Origin of the sequence: Micromonospora sp. ALFpr18c (assembly GCF_008868155.1) — a bacterium.
Taxonomy (GTDB): domain Bacteria; phylum Actinomycetota; class Actinomycetes; order Mycobacteriales; family Micromonosporaceae; genus Micromonospora.
The window spans coordinates 1-18,761 of record NZ_WBKR01000032.1; the positions used below are offsets into that span (position 1 = coordinate 1).

18 protein-coding genes and 1 pseudogene are annotated in these 18,761 nt (G+C 74.8%); 10 read left to right on the top strand and 9 right to left on the bottom strand.

The window, feature by feature from the left end:
* From F8271_RS32270 to F8271_RS09020, 3 genes and pseudogenes are all read left to right on the top strand, one after another.
* Positions 1-449 (top strand): annotated as a pseudogene (locus F8271_RS32270) (adenylyl cyclase class-3/4/guanylyl cyclase); the annotation flags it as partial.
* Positions 450-635: 186 nt separating this feature from the next.
* Positions 636-3,923 carry a BTAD domain-containing putative transcriptional regulator gene (locus tag F8271_RS09015; RefSeq protein WP_225854292.1) on the top strand — a complete coding sequence of 1,096 codons (3,288 nt, stop codon included), beginning with the start codon at positions 636-638 and terminating at the stop codon, positions 3,921-3,923.
* Positions 3,924-4,038: 115 nt separating this feature from the next.
* The gene (locus F8271_RS09020) at positions 4,039-4,707 is read left to right on the top strand and encodes a hemerythrin domain-containing protein (RefSeq protein WP_225854293.1); all 669 of its coding nucleotides are present in this window, start codon (positions 4,039-4,041) and stop codon (positions 4,705-4,707) included.
* A gap of 34 nt (positions 4,708-4,741) precedes the next feature.
* Here F8271_RS09020 and F8271_RS09025 read toward each other — a convergent pair whose 3' ends face one another.
* The 4 genes from F8271_RS09025 to F8271_RS09035 form a co-directional block, all read right to left on the bottom strand.
* On the bottom strand, positions 4,742-5,308 hold the full coding sequence (locus F8271_RS09025; protein ID WP_151489241.1) for a dienelactone hydrolase family protein: 567 nt from the start codon (positions 5,306-5,308) through the stop codon (positions 4,742-4,744).
* A gap of 81 nt (positions 5,309-5,389) precedes the next feature.
* Complete coding sequence (locus tag F8271_RS33045) at positions 5,390-5,719, bottom strand: AMP-binding protein (protein WP_225854294.1); 330 nt, start codon at positions 5,717-5,719, stop codon at positions 5,390-5,392.
* Entirely contained in the window at positions 5,716-6,222 is a 507-nt protein-coding gene (locus tag F8271_RS33050; RefSeq protein ID WP_225854295.1) for a hypothetical protein, read from the bottom strand. Before F8271_RS33050 ends, F8271_RS33045 begins: the two co-directional genes overlap by 4 nt.
* 61 nt (positions 6,223-6,283) lie before the next feature.
* Positions 6,284-6,733 (bottom strand): MarR family winged helix-turn-helix transcriptional regulator, encoded by a 450-nt coding sequence (locus F8271_RS09035; RefSeq protein ID WP_151489242.1) that lies wholly within the window; start codon positions 6,731-6,733, stop codon positions 6,284-6,286.
* 136 nt (positions 6,734-6,869) lie between these two features.
* Here F8271_RS09035 and F8271_RS09040 point away from each other — a divergent pair, with 136 nt between their 5' ends.
* From F8271_RS09040 to F8271_RS09070, 7 genes are all read left to right on the top strand, one after another.
* The gene (locus tag F8271_RS09040; RefSeq protein ID WP_305069472.1) at positions 6,870-8,087 is read left to right on the top strand and encodes an MFS transporter; all 1,218 of its coding nucleotides are present in this window, start codon (positions 6,870-6,872) and stop codon (positions 8,085-8,087) included.
* Positions 8,088-8,229: 142 nt separating this feature from the next.
* Positions 8,230-8,988, top strand: a complete 759-nt coding sequence (locus tag F8271_RS09045; protein ID WP_151489243.1) for a trans-aconitate 2-methyltransferase — start codon at positions 8,230-8,232, stop codon at positions 8,986-8,988.
* Positions 8,989-8,994: 6 nt separating this feature from the next.
* Positions 8,995-9,471, top strand: a complete 477-nt coding sequence (locus tag F8271_RS09050; RefSeq protein ID WP_151489244.1) for a CrcB family protein — start codon at positions 8,995-8,997, stop codon at positions 9,469-9,471.
* A complete protein-coding gene (crcB, locus tag F8271_RS09055) occupies positions 9,468-9,830 on the top strand; it encodes a fluoride efflux transporter CrcB (protein ID WP_151489245.1) in 363 nt (120 codons plus the stop codon). Before F8271_RS09050 ends, crcB begins: the two co-directional genes overlap by 4 nt.
* A 50-nt stretch (positions 9,831-9,880) precedes the next feature.
* Positions 9,881-10,405 (top strand): PadR family transcriptional regulator, encoded by a 525-nt coding sequence (locus tag F8271_RS09060; protein WP_151489246.1) that lies wholly within the window; start codon positions 9,881-9,883, stop codon positions 10,403-10,405.
* The gene (locus F8271_RS09065) at positions 10,402-11,082 is read left to right on the top strand and encodes an ABC transporter ATP-binding protein (RefSeq protein ID WP_151489247.1); all 681 of its coding nucleotides are present in this window, start codon (positions 10,402-10,404) and stop codon (positions 11,080-11,082) included. Before F8271_RS09060 ends, F8271_RS09065 begins: the two co-directional genes overlap by 4 nt.
* On the top strand, positions 11,079-13,232 hold the full coding sequence (locus tag F8271_RS09070) for an FtsX-like permease family protein (RefSeq protein ID WP_151489248.1): 2,154 nt from the start codon (positions 11,079-11,081) through the stop codon (positions 13,230-13,232). The genes F8271_RS09065 and F8271_RS09070 overlap by 4 nt, the downstream gene beginning before the upstream one ends.
* Here F8271_RS09070 and cobA read toward each other — a convergent pair whose 3' ends face one another.
* Genes cobA through cbiE form a run of 5 tightly spaced genes read right to left on the bottom strand, consistent with a single transcriptional unit; the run spans position 13,233 to position 18,757 of the window.
* Complete coding sequence (gene cobA / locus F8271_RS09075) at positions 13,233-14,885, bottom strand: uroporphyrinogen-III C-methyltransferase (protein ID WP_151489249.1); 1,653 nt, start codon at positions 14,883-14,885, stop codon at positions 13,233-13,235.
* On the bottom strand, positions 14,882-15,478 hold the full coding sequence (locus tag F8271_RS09080) for a precorrin-8X methylmutase (RefSeq protein ID WP_151489250.1): 597 nt from the start codon (positions 15,476-15,478) through the stop codon (positions 14,882-14,884). The genes cobA and F8271_RS09080 overlap by 4 nt, the downstream gene beginning before the upstream one ends.
* On the bottom strand, positions 15,475-15,672 hold the full coding sequence (locus F8271_RS09085; protein ID WP_151489251.1) for a DUF362 domain-containing protein: 198 nt from the start codon (positions 15,670-15,672) through the stop codon (positions 15,475-15,477). The genes F8271_RS09080 and F8271_RS09085 overlap by 4 nt, the downstream gene beginning before the upstream one ends.
* A complete protein-coding gene (gene cobJ / locus F8271_RS09090) occupies positions 15,660-17,459 on the bottom strand; it encodes a precorrin-3B C(17)-methyltransferase (RefSeq protein WP_151489252.1) in 1,800 nt (599 codons plus the stop codon). The genes F8271_RS09085 and cobJ overlap by 13 nt, the downstream gene beginning before the upstream one ends.
* Complete coding sequence (gene cbiE, locus F8271_RS09095; RefSeq protein ID WP_225854299.1) at positions 17,447-18,757, bottom strand: precorrin-6y C5,15-methyltransferase (decarboxylating) subunit CbiE; 1,311 nt, start codon at positions 18,755-18,757, stop codon at positions 17,447-17,449. Before cbiE ends, cobJ begins: the two co-directional genes overlap by 13 nt.
* Positions 18,758-18,761: the final 4 nt, after the last annotated feature.

An 18,761-nucleotide genomic window follows, 5' to 3' on the forward strand; every position in this document is an offset into this window, starting at 1 on the left:
GGGCCGCCGTCCGCGGGGCCGCCGTCCGCGGGGCCGCCGTCCGCGGGGCCGCCGTCCGCGCTGGCGCCGTTGGCGCCGATCGTGCTGCTGGCGTCGGCGTGGGTGGCTCGGCGGCGAGGGGCGGTGCGGTCGTGCGCCTCGACGCCGCTCGCGCCCGGGCCGGCCGCCTCGACGCGGTCTTCGCGGCACTGGGCCCGGCGCGGCCGGACGGTTCCACCGGCCCGGCGCCGCTGCGTCGGCGCGTGTCCACGCCGACGATGGCCACCCGGCCCGCCGTGCAGACCGTCGACAACAACGCTCCGCCCGGCTTCCGTCGGCTCCGAGCCGTCGCGTCGGCGGGCGACGTGCCGCCGACCCCGGGGGCAGCGTCGTCCGTGAGGTCGAGCAGTGCGGGCGGTCACTGGCCTCCGCCATTGATCCGCCCGGATGGCCTGGCCGCCTCCGCCTGAGGGTCCACCGGAGACCGTCGGCCTCCGTCGGTGCGTCGGACGTCCGGTGATCACTTGACGCCCAGAAGTCGTCACTACCGCACCCTCCACCCCAGGATCTTGACGATGGCGACCCGGTATCGGACGACACGTGTCCGGCAGGGCCGGCAAACGGCCCGTACCGGGACGACTAGGATGGGTGCAGTCATGCTGCTACGGGTGCTCGGGCCGCTTGAGGTCGAGGTCGACACAGGCGGACCGGTCGACCTCGGCGGCCCCCGCCAACGCGCCGTGCTCGCGCTGCTGCTGGCGGCCCGGGGCCACGTCGTCTCCGTCGACCGGATGATCGACGACCTGTGGCGGGGCGACGCGCCACCTCGGGCGATCGCGTCCCTCCAGGCGTACGTCTCACACCTGCGCCGCCTGCTCGAGCCGGACCGGGAACCCCGGACGCCCGCCCGGGTGCTGGTCACCGCGCCGCCCGGCTACGCGCTGCGGGTGCCCACCGACACCGTGGACGCCGGCCGGTTCGAGTCGCTGCTCGGCGAGGCGCGCGCGGTCGGCGCCATCGACCCGGCTCGCGCCCGGCGGCTGCTCGGCACCGGCCTGGATCTGTGGCGTGGTGCGGCGTACGCCGAGTTCGCCGGGGAGCCGTGGGCACAGCCGGAGGTGACGCGGCTGGAGGAGCTGCGCCTCGTCGCACGGGAACTGCTGCTGCAGGCGACGCTGGACTCCGGCGACGCGGCGGAGGCGGTGCCGGAGGCGGAGGTGCTGACCAGGCAGGCGCCACTGCGGGAGGAGAGTTGGCGGCTGCTGGCGCTGGCCCTGTGGCGTACCGGTCGCCAGGGGGACGCGCTCGCCGCCCTGCGACGGGCACGGGCGATCCTGGTCGAGCGGCTCGGCCTGGATCCCGGCCCGGCGCTGGTCGAGCTGGAGTCCGCGATCCTGGGCCAGCGTCTCGACCTGCTCCCGCCGGTGACCGCCACCGGGGTCCGCGCCGACGTCGAGCAGCCGGCGTCGGAGGACGTCTTCATCGGCCGGGAGGCCGAACTCACGGCTCTCGGGCAGGCAGCCGCCGAGGCGCGGGCGGACGGGCCGCGCACCGTGCTGCTCTACGGAGAGGCGGGGGCCGGCAAGACCAGTCTGCTCGCCCGATTCCGGTCGGAGCTCACCACCCGCGGCTGGCTGGTCGCCGTTGGCCGTTGCCCCGAGGTGGACGGCGCGCCGCCGGCCTGGGCGTGGGTCGAGGCGCTGCGGCAGCTCGCCGAGGAGGCACCGCCCGGGACGCTCGCCCCGGCGCTCGCCCCCCTGCTCGGGGACGCCGACGGGCAGTCGGCCGGCGATGTCACCGCCGGACGGTTCCGGCTGCACCGCGCCGTCGCCGCCTGGCTGCGCGCCGCCGCGGCCGACCGGCCGGTCGCCGTCGTCCTCGACGACCTGCACGCCGCCGACGCCGAGACGCTGCTCCTGCTGAGCAGCGTCACCGACCTGACCGACGGCGCCGTGCTGTTCGTGGCGGCGCTGCGACCCGCCGACAACCGCGACCGGCTCGTCGACACCATGGCCGTGCTGGCCCGCCGATCACCCCGCCGGATCGAACTGGACGGCCTGACGCCGGCCGAGGTGGGGCGCCTCGTCGGGGCGTTGGCGCGGAGCACCGTCGACCCGGACACCATCACCGCCCTGTCCGAGCGGACCGGCGGGAATCCCTTCTACGTGCGGGAGTCGGCCCGGCTGCTCGCCGCCGAGGGCACCCTCGTCGCCACCTCCGACGTGCCGGAGGGGGTCCGCGACGTGCTGCGCCGACGACTGTCCCGACTGCCACCGTCGGCGGTGTCGGTGCTGCGCCTCGCCGCCGCCGCCGGGCGGGAGGCGGACGTCGCCACCCTGGTCGACGCCGCCGAGACGGACGAGGGCGCGGTCCTCGACGCCGTGGAGACCGGGCTGGCCGCCGGGCTGCTCACCGAACCGGCGCCGGGGCGGGTGCGGTTCGTGCACGGGCTCGTCCGGGACACCATCTACACCGACCTGTCCCAGCTGCGCCGGACCCAGCTGCACGCCCGGATCGCCGCCGCCACCCGCCGGGTGAACCCCGACGACTACCCGGCGTTGGCGTACCACTACGCCCGCGCCGCGTCCGCCGAGACCGCGCCGCTCGCCGTCGACTACGCGGTGCGCGCGGCGGAGCTGGCCGAGCGGCGCTACGCGTACGACGCCGCGATCGAGCTGCTCGGCAACGCCGTCGACGCCGCCGCGACGGTTCCCGGGGATCGCGAGGCGCTGCGCGTCGACCTGCTGGGTCGGCTGCTGCGCGCTCAGGCTCGCGCCGGCGCGATGGTCGCCGCCCGGCGGACCCGCGGCCGGGCGATCGAGGTCGCCCTCGCGTCCGGCCGGGACGAGCTGCTGGTCGCGGCGTTCACCGCCTGGACGGTGCCCACCCTCTGGCCGCCGCACGTGTACGGCATCCTGGACCATCAGGTCGTCGAGCTGCTCACCCGATTGCTGCGCGCCGACGCCCTGGGCCCGGTCGACCGCTGCCGGCTGCTGGAGGCGCTGTCCGCCGAGCTGGTGGGCGAGTCCGACCCGCGGGGCACGGCGGCCGGTCGGGAGGCGCTGGCCATCTCGCGGGGGCTGGACGACCCCGAGCTGCGGGCCGTCGGGCTGTTGGCCCGCGTCCGCACCATGCGCTACGACCTGGAGGCCACGCAGCGCCGCGAGCTGGCACTCGAACTGCGGAATCTGGCCGACGACCACGATCTGGTCACCTACCGCTGGTTCGCCGAAGAGGTGATCGGGCAGTCTGCGGCAGCGCTCAACGAGCCGGACGGGTTACGGGCCAGCCTCACGCGGCAGGGGGCGTTGGCGCAGGCGTACCAGCTCAGCGAGGCGCAGGTGATCCACCTCAGCTCACTCGCCGCCCAGGCCCATGTCGCCGGCGACCTCGTGGCGGCCGAGCAGCGCTACGCCGAGGTCGCCCGGCAGATGCGGCGGCAGGGCTCGCTGCACGCCGAGGCGTTCCAGTTCCTCGCCACGGCCACGCTGCTGATCAGCCAGGGCCGTCTGGCCGAGCACGTGGAGCCGACCCGGGCGGCGCGCCGGATCCTCGGTCCGATCGTCGACGACCTGCTGGCGTTGGCGCTGGTCGAGAGCGGGCAGGTGGACGAGGCGCGCGCGATCGTGGGGCGGCACACGTACCGTCCCGACTACTTCCAGTCGTTGCTGCTCACCGCGCGGGCGATGGCCGTCGTCGCACTGGGCCTGCGGGACCTGGCCGAGCCCTTGATCGACCTGCTGCTGCCGGTTCGTGACCAACTGGCCGGCTACTGCACGACGTCGTTCGCGCTGCGTCCGGTCGCGTTGACGCTCGGGGAGCTGTTCCGCCTACTGGGGCGCACCGAGGAGGCGAGGCGGCACTTCACGCTGGCGGCCACGGTGGCCCGGCGGTGGGGGGCACCGCACTGGCTGGCCGAGGCCACCGCCGCGCTGACCGCCTGATCCTCGCGTCAGCCGGTTCCAAGTCGGTTCCAAGTGGCACTGCGGATGATCAAGAGGACTGTGCCCGTTGATGCCCTCGGAAAGGGTCACCGTGACTCAGAACCACCAGCAAGCCATGGCCGACGTGCGCGACATGTACATGGTGCACATCGTGTTCCGTCGCGAGTTCGGCCTGCTTCCGCAGCTCGTCCGCGACGTGCGGCCGGATGATGTGAAGCGCGCGGAGGTCGTCGGTGCCCACGCCGCGCTCATGTGCCAGCAGCTGCACCTGCACCACGAGGGCGAGGACGTGTACCTGTGGCCGCTGCTCGCCGAGCGCGGAGGCGCGGAGGCGGCTGCCGTCGTCCCCACCATGCAGGCGCAGCACCACGCCATCGAGCAGGCCTACACGGCGGTCGTCGCCCTGCTCCCCGCCTGGCGCCGGACAGCCCGCGACGGGAACATCCTGGCTGACGCCCTGGAGCGTCTGGGCGCCGCGGCGACCGAGCACATGGCCATGGAGGAGGCCGAGATCCTGCCGCTGGCGGAGAAGTACGTCACCGCGGCGGAGTGGGCGCAGCTCGGTGAGCACACGATGCGCGACCTCCCGAAGAAGGTTCTGCCGCTGAGCTTCGGCATGGCCATGTACGAGGGCGACCCGGCTGTGATCAAGGCGGTGCTCGCGCACGCCCCACTGCCGGCACGGCTGCTCATGCCGGTCATCGCGCCCCGGTCGTACGCCGCGCACGCCAAGCGGGTCTACGGCACCGCCACGCCGCCGCGCGTCGGCGCTGGCGCCCGGTGAGCCCGGGGCCACGGCGGCCGGCGGACCTCGACGCTCAGTCGGCGGCGAGGAAGGCCAGCACCCGGGCCCAGGCCGCGGCGGCGGCGTCCGGGGCGTACTCGGCCAGGTCCGGGTCGGTGAACAGGTGCCCGACGCCGGGGTAACGGTAGACGGTCAGGTCGGTGCCGGCGTCGGTCATCGCCTGCCGCCACTCGTCGACCTCGTCCGGCGCGTCGTACGGATCAGGGTCGGCGAGATGCAGGTGCACCGGCAGCCCCGGGCGGACCGCGTCCGGTGCGCCGCCGGTGCCGTGCAGCAGGAGCAGGCCGGCGGCGTCGGGGCGCTCGGCCAGCAGCGCCCCGGCCACACCGGCGCCCATCGAGAAGCCGGCGAGCACGGTCTGCGGGGGCAGGTCGTGCAGCGCCGCGCGGGCCCGGTCGAGCACCACCTCGTGGCCGATCTTGTCGAGCAGCGCGAAGCCCTCCTCGACGACGTCGGTGGCCGGGACGCCGTACAGATCGGGGGCGGTGACCTGGTGCCCGGCGGCGCGCAACCGGTCCGCGGCGGCGCGGACGGCGGGCCGCAACCCGTACACGGAGTGGAACAGCACGACGTGTCGCATCGGGCCATCCTGCCGCAGGGGGGCGGCAGGATGGCCCGGCCACGCGGGGCGGGGGTCAGACCAGTGCGGCCAGCCGGGGTATCAGGGCGCTCGGCGGGGGCATCGCGGCGATCTCCTCTCCCAGAGGTGCAGCCCGTCCTTGGTCTCGACGCACTCGGTGGCCACGCCCGGACCCATCACCTCGGAGAGCCCGTAGATGTCGACCGCGTGGATGTCCAGCCGCTGCTGCATCTCCCGGCGCATGTCCTCGGTCCACGGCTCCGCCCCGAAGATGCCCACCCGCAGTGACGTGGCGCGGGGGTCGAGACCCTGGCGCTGCATCTCGTCCACGATGGCGAGCATGTAGCTGGGCGTGACCATGATGACCTCGGGTTCGAAGTCGCGGATCAGCATCACCTGACGTTCGGTCATGCCCCCGGAGACCGGATGACCGTGCAGCCCAGTTCCTCGGCGCCGTAGTGCGCGCCCAGTCCGCCGGTGAAGAGCCCGTAGCCGTACGCGACGTGCACCCGGTCGCCGGGACGGCCGCCGGAGGCACGGATCGACCGGGCCATCAGGCGCGCCCAGGTACGCAGGTCGTCGCGGGTGTAGCCGACCACGGTGGGTCGGCCGGTGGTGCCGGAGGAGGCGTGTAGCCGGGCGACCCGCTCGCGGGGTACGGCGAACATGCCGAACGGGTAGTTGTCCCGCAGCTCCGCCTTGCCGGTGAACGGGAAGCGGGCCAGGTCGTCGAGGTCGCGGCAGTCGTCGGGGTGCACCCCGGCGGCGTCGAACGCGCGGCGGTAGTGCGGCACGTTGTCGTACGCGTGCCGCAACGACCAGCGCAGCCGCTCACGTTGCAGGTCGCGGAGCTCGTCGACGCCAGCGCGCTCGATCGGCTCCAGCTCCTCGGGACGAGGGGTGCGGTCCTGCATCGCCTGCCTCCTTCGCGACGGTCCCCGGCCGGGACTGCCGGTCACCGTACGCCCGGGTCGGTCAGCGGGCCGCTGGCAGGCGGTGCAGGGCGTCGACCAGCGGGGCCAACTCGGGGGTGGCCTCCGCCTCGGCCAGCGCGCCGGTGAGCACCCGGTCATGGGTGGGTCGGGCACGGGCGAGCAGGTCGGAGCCGGCCGGGGTCAGCTCGGTGTAGATGCCGCGCCGGTCGTCGGCGCAGAGGATCCGGGTGAGCAGGCCGCGCTGTTCGAGGCGGGTGACGAGGCGGGTGGTGGCGCTGCTGGAGAGCGCGGCCGCGCGGGCGAGCTGACTCATCCGCATGTGCCAGCCGTCCTGTCGGGAGAGCGCGTCGAGCACCGTGTATTCGACGACGGACAGCTCGTGACCGGACTGCAACGCCCGTTCCAGGGACGTCTCGATCAGCCCGTGCAGCGCGGCGAGGGTGCGCCAGCCCTGCGCGCGGATCTCGACCGCATCGTCGGCGATGCCCATGCCGGCCTCCCGGGTGGTGATCTGGACGACCCCAGGCTACCACGCTTGCGCCGATATAAAGCGTGTGCAAGTATTTCATTGCTGGCGCGCTTAGTTGCATACGCCGCCTATCTGACCCCTCCCCGATGGGAAGACCATGCCCGTACGCCACCCGTCCCTGCCGCCCGGTTTGATCGCGCTGGCCCTCGGCGCCTTCGGCATCGGGCTCACCGAGTTCGTGATCATGGGCCTCCTACCCGAGGTGGCCGACGACTTCGCGGTCACCGAGCCGGTGGCCGGCTGGCTGATCTCCGGCTACGCGCTCAGCGTGGCCGTCGGCGGGGTGGCCCTCACCGCCGCGGTCACCCGACTGCCGCGCAAGCCGGTGCTGCTCGGCCTGCTGGTGCTGTTCATCATCGGCAACCTGCTCTGCGCGGTCGCCGGCGACTACGCCGTGATGATGGCCGGCCGGATCGTCGCCGCGCTCTGCCACGGCGCGTTCTTCGGCATCGGCGCCGTGGTGGCCGCCGGCCTCGTCGCGCCGGCCCGGCGGGCGGGCGCGATCGCCATGATGTTCGCCGGGCTGACCATCGCCAACGTGCTGGGCGTGCCGTTCGGCACCTTCCTCGGCCAGCACCTCGGCTGGCGGTCCACGTTCTGGGCGATCACCGGCATCGGCGTGGTCGCCCTGATCGGGCTGGCGCTGCTCGTACCCGGTCGCGGTGCCGTCGACGGGGCGGGTCCGGCCGGCGGGCTGCGCGGCGAGCTGCGCGCCTTCACCCACTCGCAGGTCTGGCTCTCACTGGTGATCACGGTGCTGGGCTTCGGGGGCATGTTCGGCGCGTTCACCTACATCGCCTACACGCTCACCGAGGTCAGTGGCTTCGCCGCCGGCACCGTGCCGTGGCTGCTCGTCCTCTTCGGAGTGGGGCTCTTCGCCGGCAACCTGCTCGGCGGCCGGGCGGCGGACGTGTCGCTGTCGCGCACGCTGGTCACCGTGCTGGCCGCGCTCACCGTGGTGCTCGTCGGGTTCGCCCTGACCGCGACGAGCCCGGCGCTGACCGTCGTCTCGCTGGTGCTGATGGGCGGCTTCGGGTTCGCCACCGTGCCGCCGCTGCAGATGCGGATCATGCGGTACGCCCAGGAGGCGCCGACCCTCGCCTCGGGGGCGAACATCGCGGCGTTCAACCTCGGCAACGCGCTGGGCGCCTGGGTCGGCGGGGTGACCATCGCCGCCGGGCTCGGCTACACCGCGCCCATCTGGGCGGGCGCCGCGCTCACCCTGGTCGGCCTGGGCGTCCTGCTGGGCGCGCTGCGGCTGGCCCGCCGTACGCCGGCGACGGCCGAGGCGGACCGGACGCCGGCGCCGGTCTGAGCCATCGACGTGCGGGGCGCCGGGTCGGGCGGAACATCCGACCCGGCGTCGCTCTGATCATCCCCCCGCGAGCATCCCTTAATTGCAAAACATGTGCAACAAGGTCTGGACCTGGCCCACTCAGGTAACTAGCCTGATCGTCATGAGTCCTTACATCACGGATCCGTCGGCGTGGCAGGAGAGCTGGGACCGCCAGCAGGAGGCGTTCATGCCGGACCGGGACCACCGCCTCACCGCCATGCTCGACGCGGTCGACGCGGTCCTCGACGGCCGGCCGCCGCGCCTGCTCGACCTGGCCGGCGGCACCGGCACCATCACCCTGCGGGCGCTGGCCCGCTTCCCCGGCGCCGAGGTGACCCTGGTCGACCTCGACCCGGCGCTGCTCGCCATCGTCGGCGCCTCCCTCGCCGACCGGGCCACGATCGTCACCGCCGACCTCGGCACCCCCGACTGGCGCTCCGCGCTCCCCCACCGCGAGTACGACGCCGTGCTCACCGCCACCGCCCTGCACTGGCTGCCCGCCGACCGGCTCGGCCAGCTCTACGCCGAGCTGCGCGACGTGCTGCGACCGGGCGGAATCCTCGTCAATGCCGACCACATGCCCGACGACACCCTGCCGGAGCTGACCAAACGACTGACGGACCGGGCGCGCGACCGGCGCAACGCCCGGTACGCGGCCGGCTCGGTGCTGTCCTGGTCGGACTGGTGGGCGCGGGCCGCCGCCGATCCGGAGCTCGCACCGCTGGTCGCCCAGCGGCAGGCCATCTACCCGAGCGGGCACAGCCCGGATTTCAACCCGCCGGCCTCCTGGCACCTGGCCGCGCTCACCGCCGCCGGGTTCGGCGAGGTCGGCACGGTGTGGCGGGGCGGCCCGGACGCGGCCGTCGCGGCAGTACGCTAAGGACCCGTGTCAGAGCCGCCGGACCAGCGCACCGATCCCGACGTCGATCTCCGCGTCCCCGCCGACCGGAGTGAGCTGACCGCGCACCCCGCGACGATTCTCGCCACGATCGCGGCCGGCGGGGTGCTCGGTGCGCTGGCCCGAGCCGGCCTGCAGCACGCCGCCCCGCACCCGCCGACCGGCTTCGGCTGGGCGACGTTCGGCGTCAACGTGTCCGGCTGCCTGCTGATCGGCGTGCTGATGGCGGTGCTCGGGCACCTCGGCGGCGGGCACCCCCTGGCCCGCCCGTTCCTCGGGGTCGGTGTGCTCGGCGGGTTCACCACGTTCTCCACCTACGCGGTGGACGTCCAGCAGGCCCTCGTCGAGGGCGCACCGGGCACCGCGCTGGCGTATCTCGCCGCGACGGTGCTCGGTGCGCTCGTCGCGGTCGGGCTGGGCGACGCCGTCACGGCAGGACTGCTGCGGCCGAGGGCCGCCCGATGACCGTGTTGCTCATCGCCCTGGGCGCGGCCGTCGGCGCGCCACTGCGCTACCTGACCGACCGGGCCGTGCAGTCCCGGCACGACTCCGCGTTTCCCTGGGGCACGCTGACCGTCAACGTGATCGGGTCGTTGCTGCTCGGCGCCCTCGTCGGGTCGCCGGCCGGCCCGGCGGTGACCGCGCTGGTCGGCACCGGGTTCTGCGGCGCGCTGACCACCTACTCCACGTTCAGCTACGAGACGCTGCGGTTGACCCGGGGCGGTCACCGTCTGCTCGCCCTGGCCAACGTGCTCGGCAGCATCGCCGCCGGGCTCGCCGCCGCCTCCGTCGGATACGCCCTGGGCCGCGCTCTGACCGGCTGACCACACCGAGGGTATATACGCGAGGTATACCCTCGGTGTAGTCTCCCCTCATGAGCGTCCCACTGACCCTTCTCGGCCTCCTCGAACGCGAGCCCAGCCACGGGTACGACCTGAAGCGCGACTACGACGCCTTCTTCGGCCGGGGCAAGCCGCTGCCGTTCGGCCAGGTCTACTCCACCCTCAGCCGGCTGGCCCGCGACGGCAAGGTGGTGATCAGCGACGTCGCCCCCGGGTCCGGCCCCGACCGCAAGCGCTACATCATCACCGACGTCGGCGCGACCGAGGTCGAGCAGTGGCTGACCCAGCCGGTCGATCCCGAGCCGCACCTGCAGACGGTGCTCTTCGCGAAGGTCGTGCTCGCGCTGATGCTGGACCGGCCGGCCGCCGAGTACCTCGACACCCAGCGCAGCGCGCACCTGCGGCGGATGCGTGAGCTGACCGAGATCAAGCGCGCCGGCAGCCTGGTCGACGCGCTGCTCGCCGACCACGGGCTGTACCACCTGGAGGCGGACCTCCGGTGGATCGAGATGACCGGCGCCCGACTGGACGCCCTGCGCAAGGAGGTGCGGCCATGAGCGTCGTGATCGAGGCACGCGACGTGACGTTCGCCTTCGGCCAGACCGCCGCGCTGCGCGGCGCCAGCGTCGCCGTGGACGCGGGCGAGATCCTCGCCGTCATGGGCCCCAGCGGCTCGGGCAAGTCCACCCTGCTGCACTGCCTGGCCGGCATCCTGGTGCCCGACTCCGGCGAGATCCTCTTCGACGGGGTCCGGGTCGACGCCATGACCGAGACCCAGCGCAGCAGCCTTCGCCGGGACCGCTTCGGTTTCGTGTTCCAGTTCGGCCAGCTGGTCCCCGAGCTCACCGCGGTGGAGAACGTCGCCCTGCCGCTGCTGCTCAGCGGCGTACACCGCAAGCAGGCGCTGCCGAAGGCGAGTGCCTGGTTCGCGCGCCTCGGCCTGGACGGTCTGGAGCAGCGGCGCTCGGGTGAGCTGTCCGGCGGGCAGGCGCAGCGCGTCGCCCTGGCCCGCGGGCTGGTCGCCGAGCCGCAGGTGCTCTTCGCCGACGAGCCGACCGGCGCACTCGACTCGCTCACCGGCGAGCAGGTGATGGACCTGCTGGTCAGCGCCGCCCGCGAGCAGGGCACCACGGTCATCCTGGTCACCCACGAACCCCGGATCGCGGCGTACGCCGACCGTGAGGTCATGGTCCGCGACGGGCGCGTCAACGCGCCGGACCGGATCGCCTCGTGATCCGCTTCGGGCTCCGCCTCGCCGTGGCCGGCGGCCGCGAGGCGCTCACCCGCCTGCTCGTCATCGCCGCCGCCGTCGCCGTCGGCAGTGGACTGCTGCTGACCACTCTGGCCGGGGTCAACGCGGTCAACGCCCAGCTCACCCGGTACGCGTCGATGTATCCGAACGCCTCCGCCGGCGACGCCGACCCGCTGTGGTGGTCGACCCGGCAGGACTACTTCCAGGGCAAGCAGATCATCCGGATCGACGTCGCCGCGACCGGGCCGACCGCGCCCACCCCGGTCGGCGTCCCGGCAACTCCGGGGCCGGGCGAGTACTACGCCTCGCCCGCGTTGCGGGCACTGCTGGCCGCCCAACCGGCCGACCAACTGGGCGACCGCTACCCGGGGCGTGACCTGGGCACCGTCGGGCCGGCCGCGCTGACCTCGCCGGACACCCTGCTCGTCGTCGCGGGCGGCACCCCCGACGAGGTCGCCAAACTGCCGGCTGCGAAACAGGTCACCAGCGTCGGCGACACCCCCGCCATCCCGGAGACGACGGTCAACCTCATCCTGGGTGTGATCGCCGGCGGGCTTCTGTTTCCTGTCTTGATCTTCATCGGCACGGCCACGCGGCTCAGCGCGGCCCGCCGGGAGCAGCGCTTCGCCGCGATGCGCCTGGTCGGCGCGACACCGAGGCAGATCTCCCTGGTCGCCGCCGTGGAGGCGGCCGCCGCCGCCGTCGCCGGCACCGCCGTCGGCTTCGGACTGTTCTATGCCTTCCGCGACCCCCTGGCGGGGATCCCGTTCACCGGCATGCCGTTCTTTCCCAGCGACATGTCACTGGGCGTGCTGGATGCCCTGCTGGTGGCGCTGGGCGTCCCGGTCGGCGCGGCGGTGGCGGCCCAGGTTTCCCTGCGCCGCGTCCGGATCTCGCCGCTGGGCGTCACCCGCCGCGTCACCCCCCGGGCACCGCGCGCGTACCGGCTGATCCCGGCCCTGCTCGGTCTCGCCGTGCTGTTCTTCGCCATCGGCTTCAAGCCGGAAGCGTCCGACGGCCAGACCGCGATCTTCCTGCCCGCCCTGCTGCTCATCATGGCCGGCCTGGTCTTCGCCGGTCCGTGGTTGACGATGGTCGGTGCCCGGATCCTGGCCCGGTACGCCAATCGACCCGCCGCGCTCATCGCCGCGCGACGCCTCGCCGACAACCCGAAGGCCGGCTTCCGGGCCATCAGCGGCATCATGCTCGCGCTCTTCGTGACGAGCGTGGCCGTCGGCGTGATCACCACGATCGTCACGAACCGCGGCCCGGCCCCCACCGGCTCGACCGACGCGGGCACCGTGACCACGGTCTTCGACGAGAAGACGCCGTCGGTGCCCGACACGCTCTTCACCGAGCTGCGCGCGATCACCGGGGTGCGCTCCGCGACCGCCATCCGCGAGAACCCGGAGGTGACCACCGCGGGCGAGGCCGGGGTGATCGCGTGCACCGACCTCCCCAGCGCCTACGGCCGGTGCGCCGAGGGCGCGAGCGTCATCGAGGTGCCGATGGGCCTCAGCCGCTGGCGGGAGTCCGCGTCACCCGCGACGGTCTGGCCCGCCGCCCCGCTCACCCTCGACGATCTCCAGCGGCTGCCGGTGGTGTCGATCGTCGTCGGCACGGACGGGTCCGCCTCCGCCGTCGAGCGCGTCCGCACCGTGCTGGAGATCGCCTACCCGACCTTCTGGGTGGGGCCGAACGTGCCCGGTGACTTCGAGTCGGACTTCGCCGACACGCTGCGCGGCTGGGAACAACTGGCCAACGTCGTCATCATCGCCAGCCTCGCGCTCGGCGGGTGCAGCCTCGCGGTCAGCGTCATCGGCGGCCTCACCGAACGCCGGCGCCCATTCAGCCTGCTGCGCCTCAGCGGCGCGCCGGTACGGGTGCTGCGCCGGGTGGTCGCGCTGGAGAGCGCCATACCGATGCTCGCCGTCGCCGCGGTCGCCATCGGGATGGGCCTGCTCGCCGCGCACCTGTTTCTGCGGGCACAGATGGACTACCGGCTCATCGCACCGGAGCCGCGCTTCTACGTGATCGTCGTCGTCGGGTTGGTCACCTGCCTCGGCGTCATCGCCTCCACCCTGCCGCTGCTGGAACGCATCACCGGGCCGGAGACCGCCCGCAGCGAGTAGTCAGTTCGTCGGCCCGGTGCTCGTGAGGGCGGCCACCGGGCCGAGGACGAAGACGGCGGGCGGGCCGATGCCCTCCCGGGCGGCGACCGCGCCGATCTCGTCCAGCCGGGCCGGCACCGACCGCTGGTGCGGCAGCCCGGCGTCCTGCACGGCGAGCACCGGGGTGTCCGGGGCGCGGCCATGCTCGATCAGCACGGTGGCGATCTTCGCGATGGTGTCGACGGCCATCAGCAGCACGACGGTGCCCCGGGCGCGGGCCAGCGCCGCCCAGTCGACCAGGGAGTCGGGGTGCCCGGGCGGTAGGTGCCCGGACACGATCGTGACGTCGTGCGCCACGCCCCGGTGGGTGACCGGAACGCCGGCGAGGGCCGGTGCGGCGATCGCGCTGCTTACCCCGGGGACCACGCTCACCGGCACGCCGGCCGCCCGGCAGGCCAGCACCTCCTCGTGGCCGCGCCCGAAGACGTACGGGTCGCCGCCCTTGAGCCGCACCACCCGGCGACCGGCGCGGGCGTGTGCCACCAGGGCCGCGTTGATGGCGTCCTGCGACATCGACGGGCCACGGGGCACCTTCGCGGCGTCGATCACCAGCACGTCGGGGCGCAGCCCGGCGAGCAGACCCTGCGGGGCGAGCCGGTCGACCACCACGACATCCGCCGCGTCGAGCAACGCCTTCGCGCGTACCGTGATCAGGTCGTCGGGTCCGGGCCCGCCGCCGACCACCGCGACCGAACCGTGGTCGTGGTGATGGTCGTGCCCGTGGTGATGTTGATGGTGGTGGCCGCCGACCGGGTCGTCGGGGTGGTCGTGCGGGCGTTGCGGACGGCCCACCTTGTCGGCGAAGCCGGGCATCAGCACCCGGTACGCGCAGGTGTCGCAGTTCATCCGGATGTCCCCGCCCAGCGCCTCGGCGTAGCGTTCGAGGACGAGGTCGGCGAGGGCGTCGCAGTCACCGATCACCTCGGCGACGCGGACGTCCAGGTCGGGGTGCGCGGCGGCGAACTGCGCCGACTGCGCGACGATGCGGTCGGGCAGCACCCCGGCGAACAGGAAGTACGGCGCCACCACGATCCGCCGCGCGCCGAGGCGGCGCAGCCGCTCCAGCACCGCCGGCACCGACGGCTGGGCCAGGGAGATGAACCCCGGTTCGACACCGGCGTAGCCGCGCCCCTCCCAGAGCAGTCGGGCCACCTTGGCGACCTCGGCGTTGGCGTCCGGGTCGGTGGACCCCCGCCCGATCAACGCGACCCACGTGCCGGCCCGCTCCGCGGTGTCGGTGTGGTCCGCACCGGCCAGTGCGGCGTCGATGCGCTGTTCCAGGGCGTCGTGCAGCAGTGGGTGGGGGCCGAGCGGGCGGCCGTAACGGTAGGTCAGCCCGGGGTGGCGCTGCTGTTCGCGGCCCATGGCGGCGGGGATGTCGCCCTTGCCGTGCCCGGCGGCGGTGAGCACCAGCGGCAGCGCCACGACTGCCCGGTGCCCGCGGGCGACGAGGGCGCCGACCGCGTCGGTGAGCGGCGGCCGGGACAGCTCGATGAAGCCGCCCTCGACGTCGGCGACGTCGCCGCGCCGGCGGACCCGCTCGACGAGCGCGGCGAACTGGTCGACCCCGGCCGCGCTGCGCGTACCGTGCCCGACGATGACCAACCCGGTCATGGCTTCTCCTCGACGTAGAGCAGGGCGTTGAGGGCGGCGGCGGCGACCGCCGAGCCGCCCTTCTCCCCCACGTTGGACACGGCGGGCAGGCCGCTGGCCCGCAGCGCCGCCTTCGACTCGGCGGCACCCACGAAACCGACCGGCAGGCCGACGACCAGCGCCGGCGCGGCGTCCAGGGTCAGCAGTTCGACGAGCGCGGTGGGCGCGCAGCCGACCACCCAGACCGCGCCCGGCCCGACCCGGTCCAGCGCGATCCGCACGGCCGCCGCCGACCGGGTGATGCCGGCCGAGCGGCCCAGCTCGGCGGCGGCCGGCTCGGCGACCGGGCAGACCAGTTCCAGGCCGGCGCGGGTGATGCCGGCGGCGACCATCGCCACGTCCGTCACCACCGGCGCGCCCGCGCGCAGCGCGGCCAGCCCCGACTCCAGGGCGGCCTCGTCGCAGACCAGGTCGTCGACGTACGCGAGGTCGGCGCTGGCGTGCACGACCCGTTCGGTCACCGCGCGGCTCAGCGGCGGCAGGTCGGACAGGTCGACCCGCTCGCGCAGGATGCGATACGACTCCGCCTCGATCGGGTGCACCACCCGTCTCATCGGGCTCCTTCCGACATGTCCGGGCCGGTGACGCGGATCGCGTCGACCGGGCAGATCTCCAGGCACTCCAGGCAGCCGGTGCAGCGGTCGGCGCGTACCGTCAGGCCGCCGGCGACCGGCCGGATCGCGTGGGTGGGGCAGGTGAGCAGGCAGGCGCCGCAGCCCTGGCAGGCGTCGATGGTCACGAACGCCACCGGTACCCCCGGGGTGTGACCATCCGTCCGCCGACCAGCCGGGTGTCGCTGTTGCCGACCAGCACGATGCTGTACATGTCCACCACGGCCGGGTCGAGGGTGGACAGCGTGGCCAGGTGCACCCGTTCGCCGGGGCGGCTCGCGTTGCGCACCACGCCGACCGGGGTGTCCGCTGGCCGGTGCGCGGCGAGGATGCCGAGCGCCGTGCCGAGCTGCCAGTCGCGTGCCCGGCTGCGCGGGTTGTAGAACACCGTGACGAAGTCACCCTCGGCAGCCGCCGCCACCCGCCGCTCGATGACCTCCCACGGGGTGTGCAGGTCCGACAGGCTCAGGTAGGCGTGGTCATGACCCAGCGGCGCGCCGAGCAGCGCGCCGGCGGCGAGGGCGGCCGTCACCCCGGGCACGCCGATCACGTCGATCCGCTCGTCGGCGTACTCCAGGGCGGGGCTGGCCATCGCGTACACCCCGGCGTCGCCGGACCCGACCAGCGCGACCGCCCGGCCGGCGGCGGCCTCGGCGACGGCGGCGCGGGCCCGTGCCTCCTCCGCGCCCAGCCCGCTGGACAGCACCCGGGTGCCCGGACGGAGCAGGTCGCGCACCTGGTCGAGGTACTGGTCCAGGCCCACCACCACGGCCGCGCGGCGCAGCTCGGCGACCGCGCGGGGGGTGCGCAGGTCGGCGGCGCCGGGCCCGAGCCCCACGACGGCCAGCCGGCCGCACGGCGCGTGCCGCGCCACCGCCACGGTGGCCATCGCCGACGCGGTCTTCCCCACCAGCAGCGTGGCGTCGTCGGCCCGGCCGTCCGGACCGAGCAGCGCCGCGGCCTCCGCCACGCTCGGCGTGCCGACCGCGGCGCGGACCACCTCGCTGGGGTGCGGCACGTCGATGGCCGCCAGCCGCGTCGCCGGCCAGGTCACCAGGGGTACGCCGAGCGCGTCGGCGGTGCTGCGGATGCCCGCCTCGTCGGCCTTGACGTCGGCGCTGGTCAGGCAGCGCAGGCTCGCCGGGTCGAGGCCGGCGTCGGCCAGCACCCGGTGCAGCAGCTCCGCCACCTCGGCGGCGGGTACGCCCCGACTCGCGCCCACCCCGGCGACCAGCGACGGGGGTCGCAGCACGGCGGTCCGGTCGTCGAGCGGCACCACTCGGTCGGTGACCAGCAGGCGGTACCCGGCGGCGCTGCCGGTGGTGTCGTCGGCGGCGCTGCCAGCGGTGTCGTCGGCGGCGCTGCCGGTGGTGTCGTCGGCGGTGGACTCGAAACGGGTGGCGGCGCGCACGTTCGGCGGCAGGGCGGGCAGCGGCCAGTCGGCGTCGGCGATCAGCTGGACCGGCTCGCCGTCCAGGATGGCCCGGGACACCGCGGCGACCGCGCCCCGCACGGGCCAGCCGAGGGTGTCCAGCCCCGGCAGGCCGACCGCGTCGGTGGCGGTGGTGATCACCGGCCGGGCGTCCAGCAGCGCGGCGACCTGCTCGGCGAGGGCGTTGGCCCCGCCGGCGTGCCCGCCGAGCAGGGCCACGGCGTGCCGGGCGGCCTCGTCGACGACCACCACGGCCGGGTCGGTGCGCTTGTCGTCGAGCAGCGGCGCGAGGATCCGTACCACCGCTCCGGTGGCCAGGAACGCGATCACCGCGTCGCATTCGGCCCAGGCGGTCCGCAGCGCGTCGGCGACGGTCTCCGCCTGGACCAGCCGGGCGTGCGGCCAGGCGGCGGCCAGGGTGTCGGCGTGCCGGCGGCCGGCGGCGGTGGTCGCCACCAGGCCGACGCGGGTGGTCACGGTCAGGTCGTGCACGGGCGCTCCCCGGTGAGGACGACCACCGGGTTGGTGGCCGCGAGGCGGATCGACCCGCCGGGCAGGTCGGCGAGGCGGGCGGCGGAGAGCTGGACACCCTCGACCGTGTAGCCGGCGGCGCGCAGCAGGCCCACGGCTGGTGCGACCCGGTCCAGTGCGGCCAGGGTGAGGACCACCCGCTCGGGCCGGCGGGCCGCCACGGCGGCGAGGACGTCGACGCCGCCACCGCCGACGAAGACCGCGTCCGGCTCGGGCAGCCCGGCCAGCGCCTCCGGTGCCCGTGCGGCGACGAGCCGGACGTTCACCCCGTGCGCGGCGGCGTTGGCCTGGATGGTCGCGCCGGCGCCCCGGTCCTGTTCGACGGCGAGCACGGCCGCGCCGAGCAGGGCGCACTCGATGCCGACCGAGCCGCTGCCCGCCCCGACGTCCCAGATCAACCGACCCAGTCGGGGGCGCAGCCGGGCGACGACGAGAGCCCGCACCTCGGACTTGCTGATCATCGAGTCGCGGTGGGCGTACCGGGTCTCCGGCAGCGCCCATCCTCCGGCCGGCGCGGCGGCGGGCTGGTTGTCTACCCGCATGCCACCGGTCGCGAGGGCGGACTGACCCGCACCCGCGGTACCGACGCCGCAGCCGGTCGATGCGGGCTCGGCGAGGCTGAGCAGGACGTGCGGGTCGGCCCAGCTCTCGGCGGCGGCCTGCTCGGGGGTCACCGCGCGGATCCGTTCCGCGTCGGTGCCCAGGTGTTCGGCGACCAGCAGGCGACGCGACCAGCCGACCAGGCCGGCGCCCAACTCCGCCGCGCCGGCACCGGGGGCGGTGAGCACCGCGACCAGCGGCAGTGCCCGGCACGCGTTCAGCGCGGCTCGGGGGTCGCGTCCGTGCGCGGTGACCACGGCGGCGCCGTCCCAGGGCAGCCCGGCGCGGGCGAACGCGGCGGCCACACTGGACACCGCCGGCACCACCCGCAGCGGCAGCCCGGCCGCGCGTAGCCGCCGGACGATGCCGAACAGGCCGGGATCCCCGCTGGCCAGCACCACGGCTGGCACCCCGGCGGCGACGGCCTCGGCCAGGCGACGCACGGCGGGGGCGAGCGGTCCGAGGGTGACGGTGTCCGCGCCGGCCGGCACGGGCACCGCGGCCAGGTGCCGGGCGGCACCCACCACCAGCCCGGCGGCGGCCAGCACGGACGCGAGGGCGGGGTGCGGCGGTGCACCGGCGGCATCCAGCCCGACCACGGTCACCGACGCCACCGGCTCGGACGGCGTCAGCGGCGCCACACGCGCGGTCCGCGTCACCGGG

Excerpts from the sequence above, each read along its gene's own strand:
- F8271_RS33045 (WP_225854294.1), bottom strand. The coding sequence starts at position 5,719 with ATGACCGAACGTCAGGTGATGCTGATCCGCGACTTCGAACCCGAGGTC.
- F8271_RS33050 (WP_225854295.1), bottom strand. The coding sequence starts at position 6,222 with ATGCAGGACCGCACCCCTCGTCCCGAGGAGCTGGAGCCGATCGAGCGC.
- F8271_RS09060 (WP_151489246.1), top strand. The coding sequence starts at position 9,881 with ATGAGCGTCCCACTGACCCTTCTCGGCCTCCTCGAACGCGAGCCCAGC.
- F8271_RS09040 (WP_305069472.1), top strand. The coding sequence starts at position 6,870 with ATGCCCGTACGCCACCCGTCCCTGCCGCCCGGTTTGATCGCGCTGGCC.
- cobA (WP_151489249.1), bottom strand. The coding sequence starts at position 14,885 with ATGACCGGGTTGGTCATCGTCGGGCACGGTACGCGCAGCGCGGCCGGG.
- F8271_RS09045 (WP_151489243.1), top strand. The coding sequence starts at position 8,230 with ATGAGTCCTTACATCACGGATCCGTCGGCGTGGCAGGAGAGCTGGGAC.
- crcB (WP_151489245.1), top strand. The coding sequence starts at position 9,468 with ATGACCGTGTTGCTCATCGCCCTGGGCGCGGCCGTCGGCGCGCCACTG.
- F8271_RS09025 (WP_151489241.1), bottom strand. The coding sequence starts at position 5,308 with ATGCGACACGTCGTGCTGTTCCACTCCGTGTACGGGTTGCGGCCCGCC.
- F8271_RS09080 (WP_151489250.1), bottom strand. The coding sequence starts at position 15,478 with ATGAGACGGGTGGTGCACCCGATCGAGGCGGAGTCGTATCGCATCCTG.
- F8271_RS09065 (WP_151489247.1), top strand. The coding sequence starts at position 10,402 with ATGAGCGTCGTGATCGAGGCACGCGACGTGACGTTCGCCTTCGGCCAG.
- F8271_RS09015 (WP_225854292.1), top strand. The coding sequence starts at position 636 with ATGCTGCTACGGGTGCTCGGGCCGCTTGAGGTCGAGGTCGACACAGGC.
- F8271_RS09035 (WP_151489242.1), bottom strand. The coding sequence starts at position 6,733 with ATGGGCATCGCCGACGATGCGGTCGAGATCCGCGCGCAGGGCTGGCGC.
- F8271_RS09020 (WP_225854293.1), top strand. The coding sequence starts at position 4,039 with ATGGCCGACGTGCGCGACATGTACATGGTGCACATCGTGTTCCGTCGC.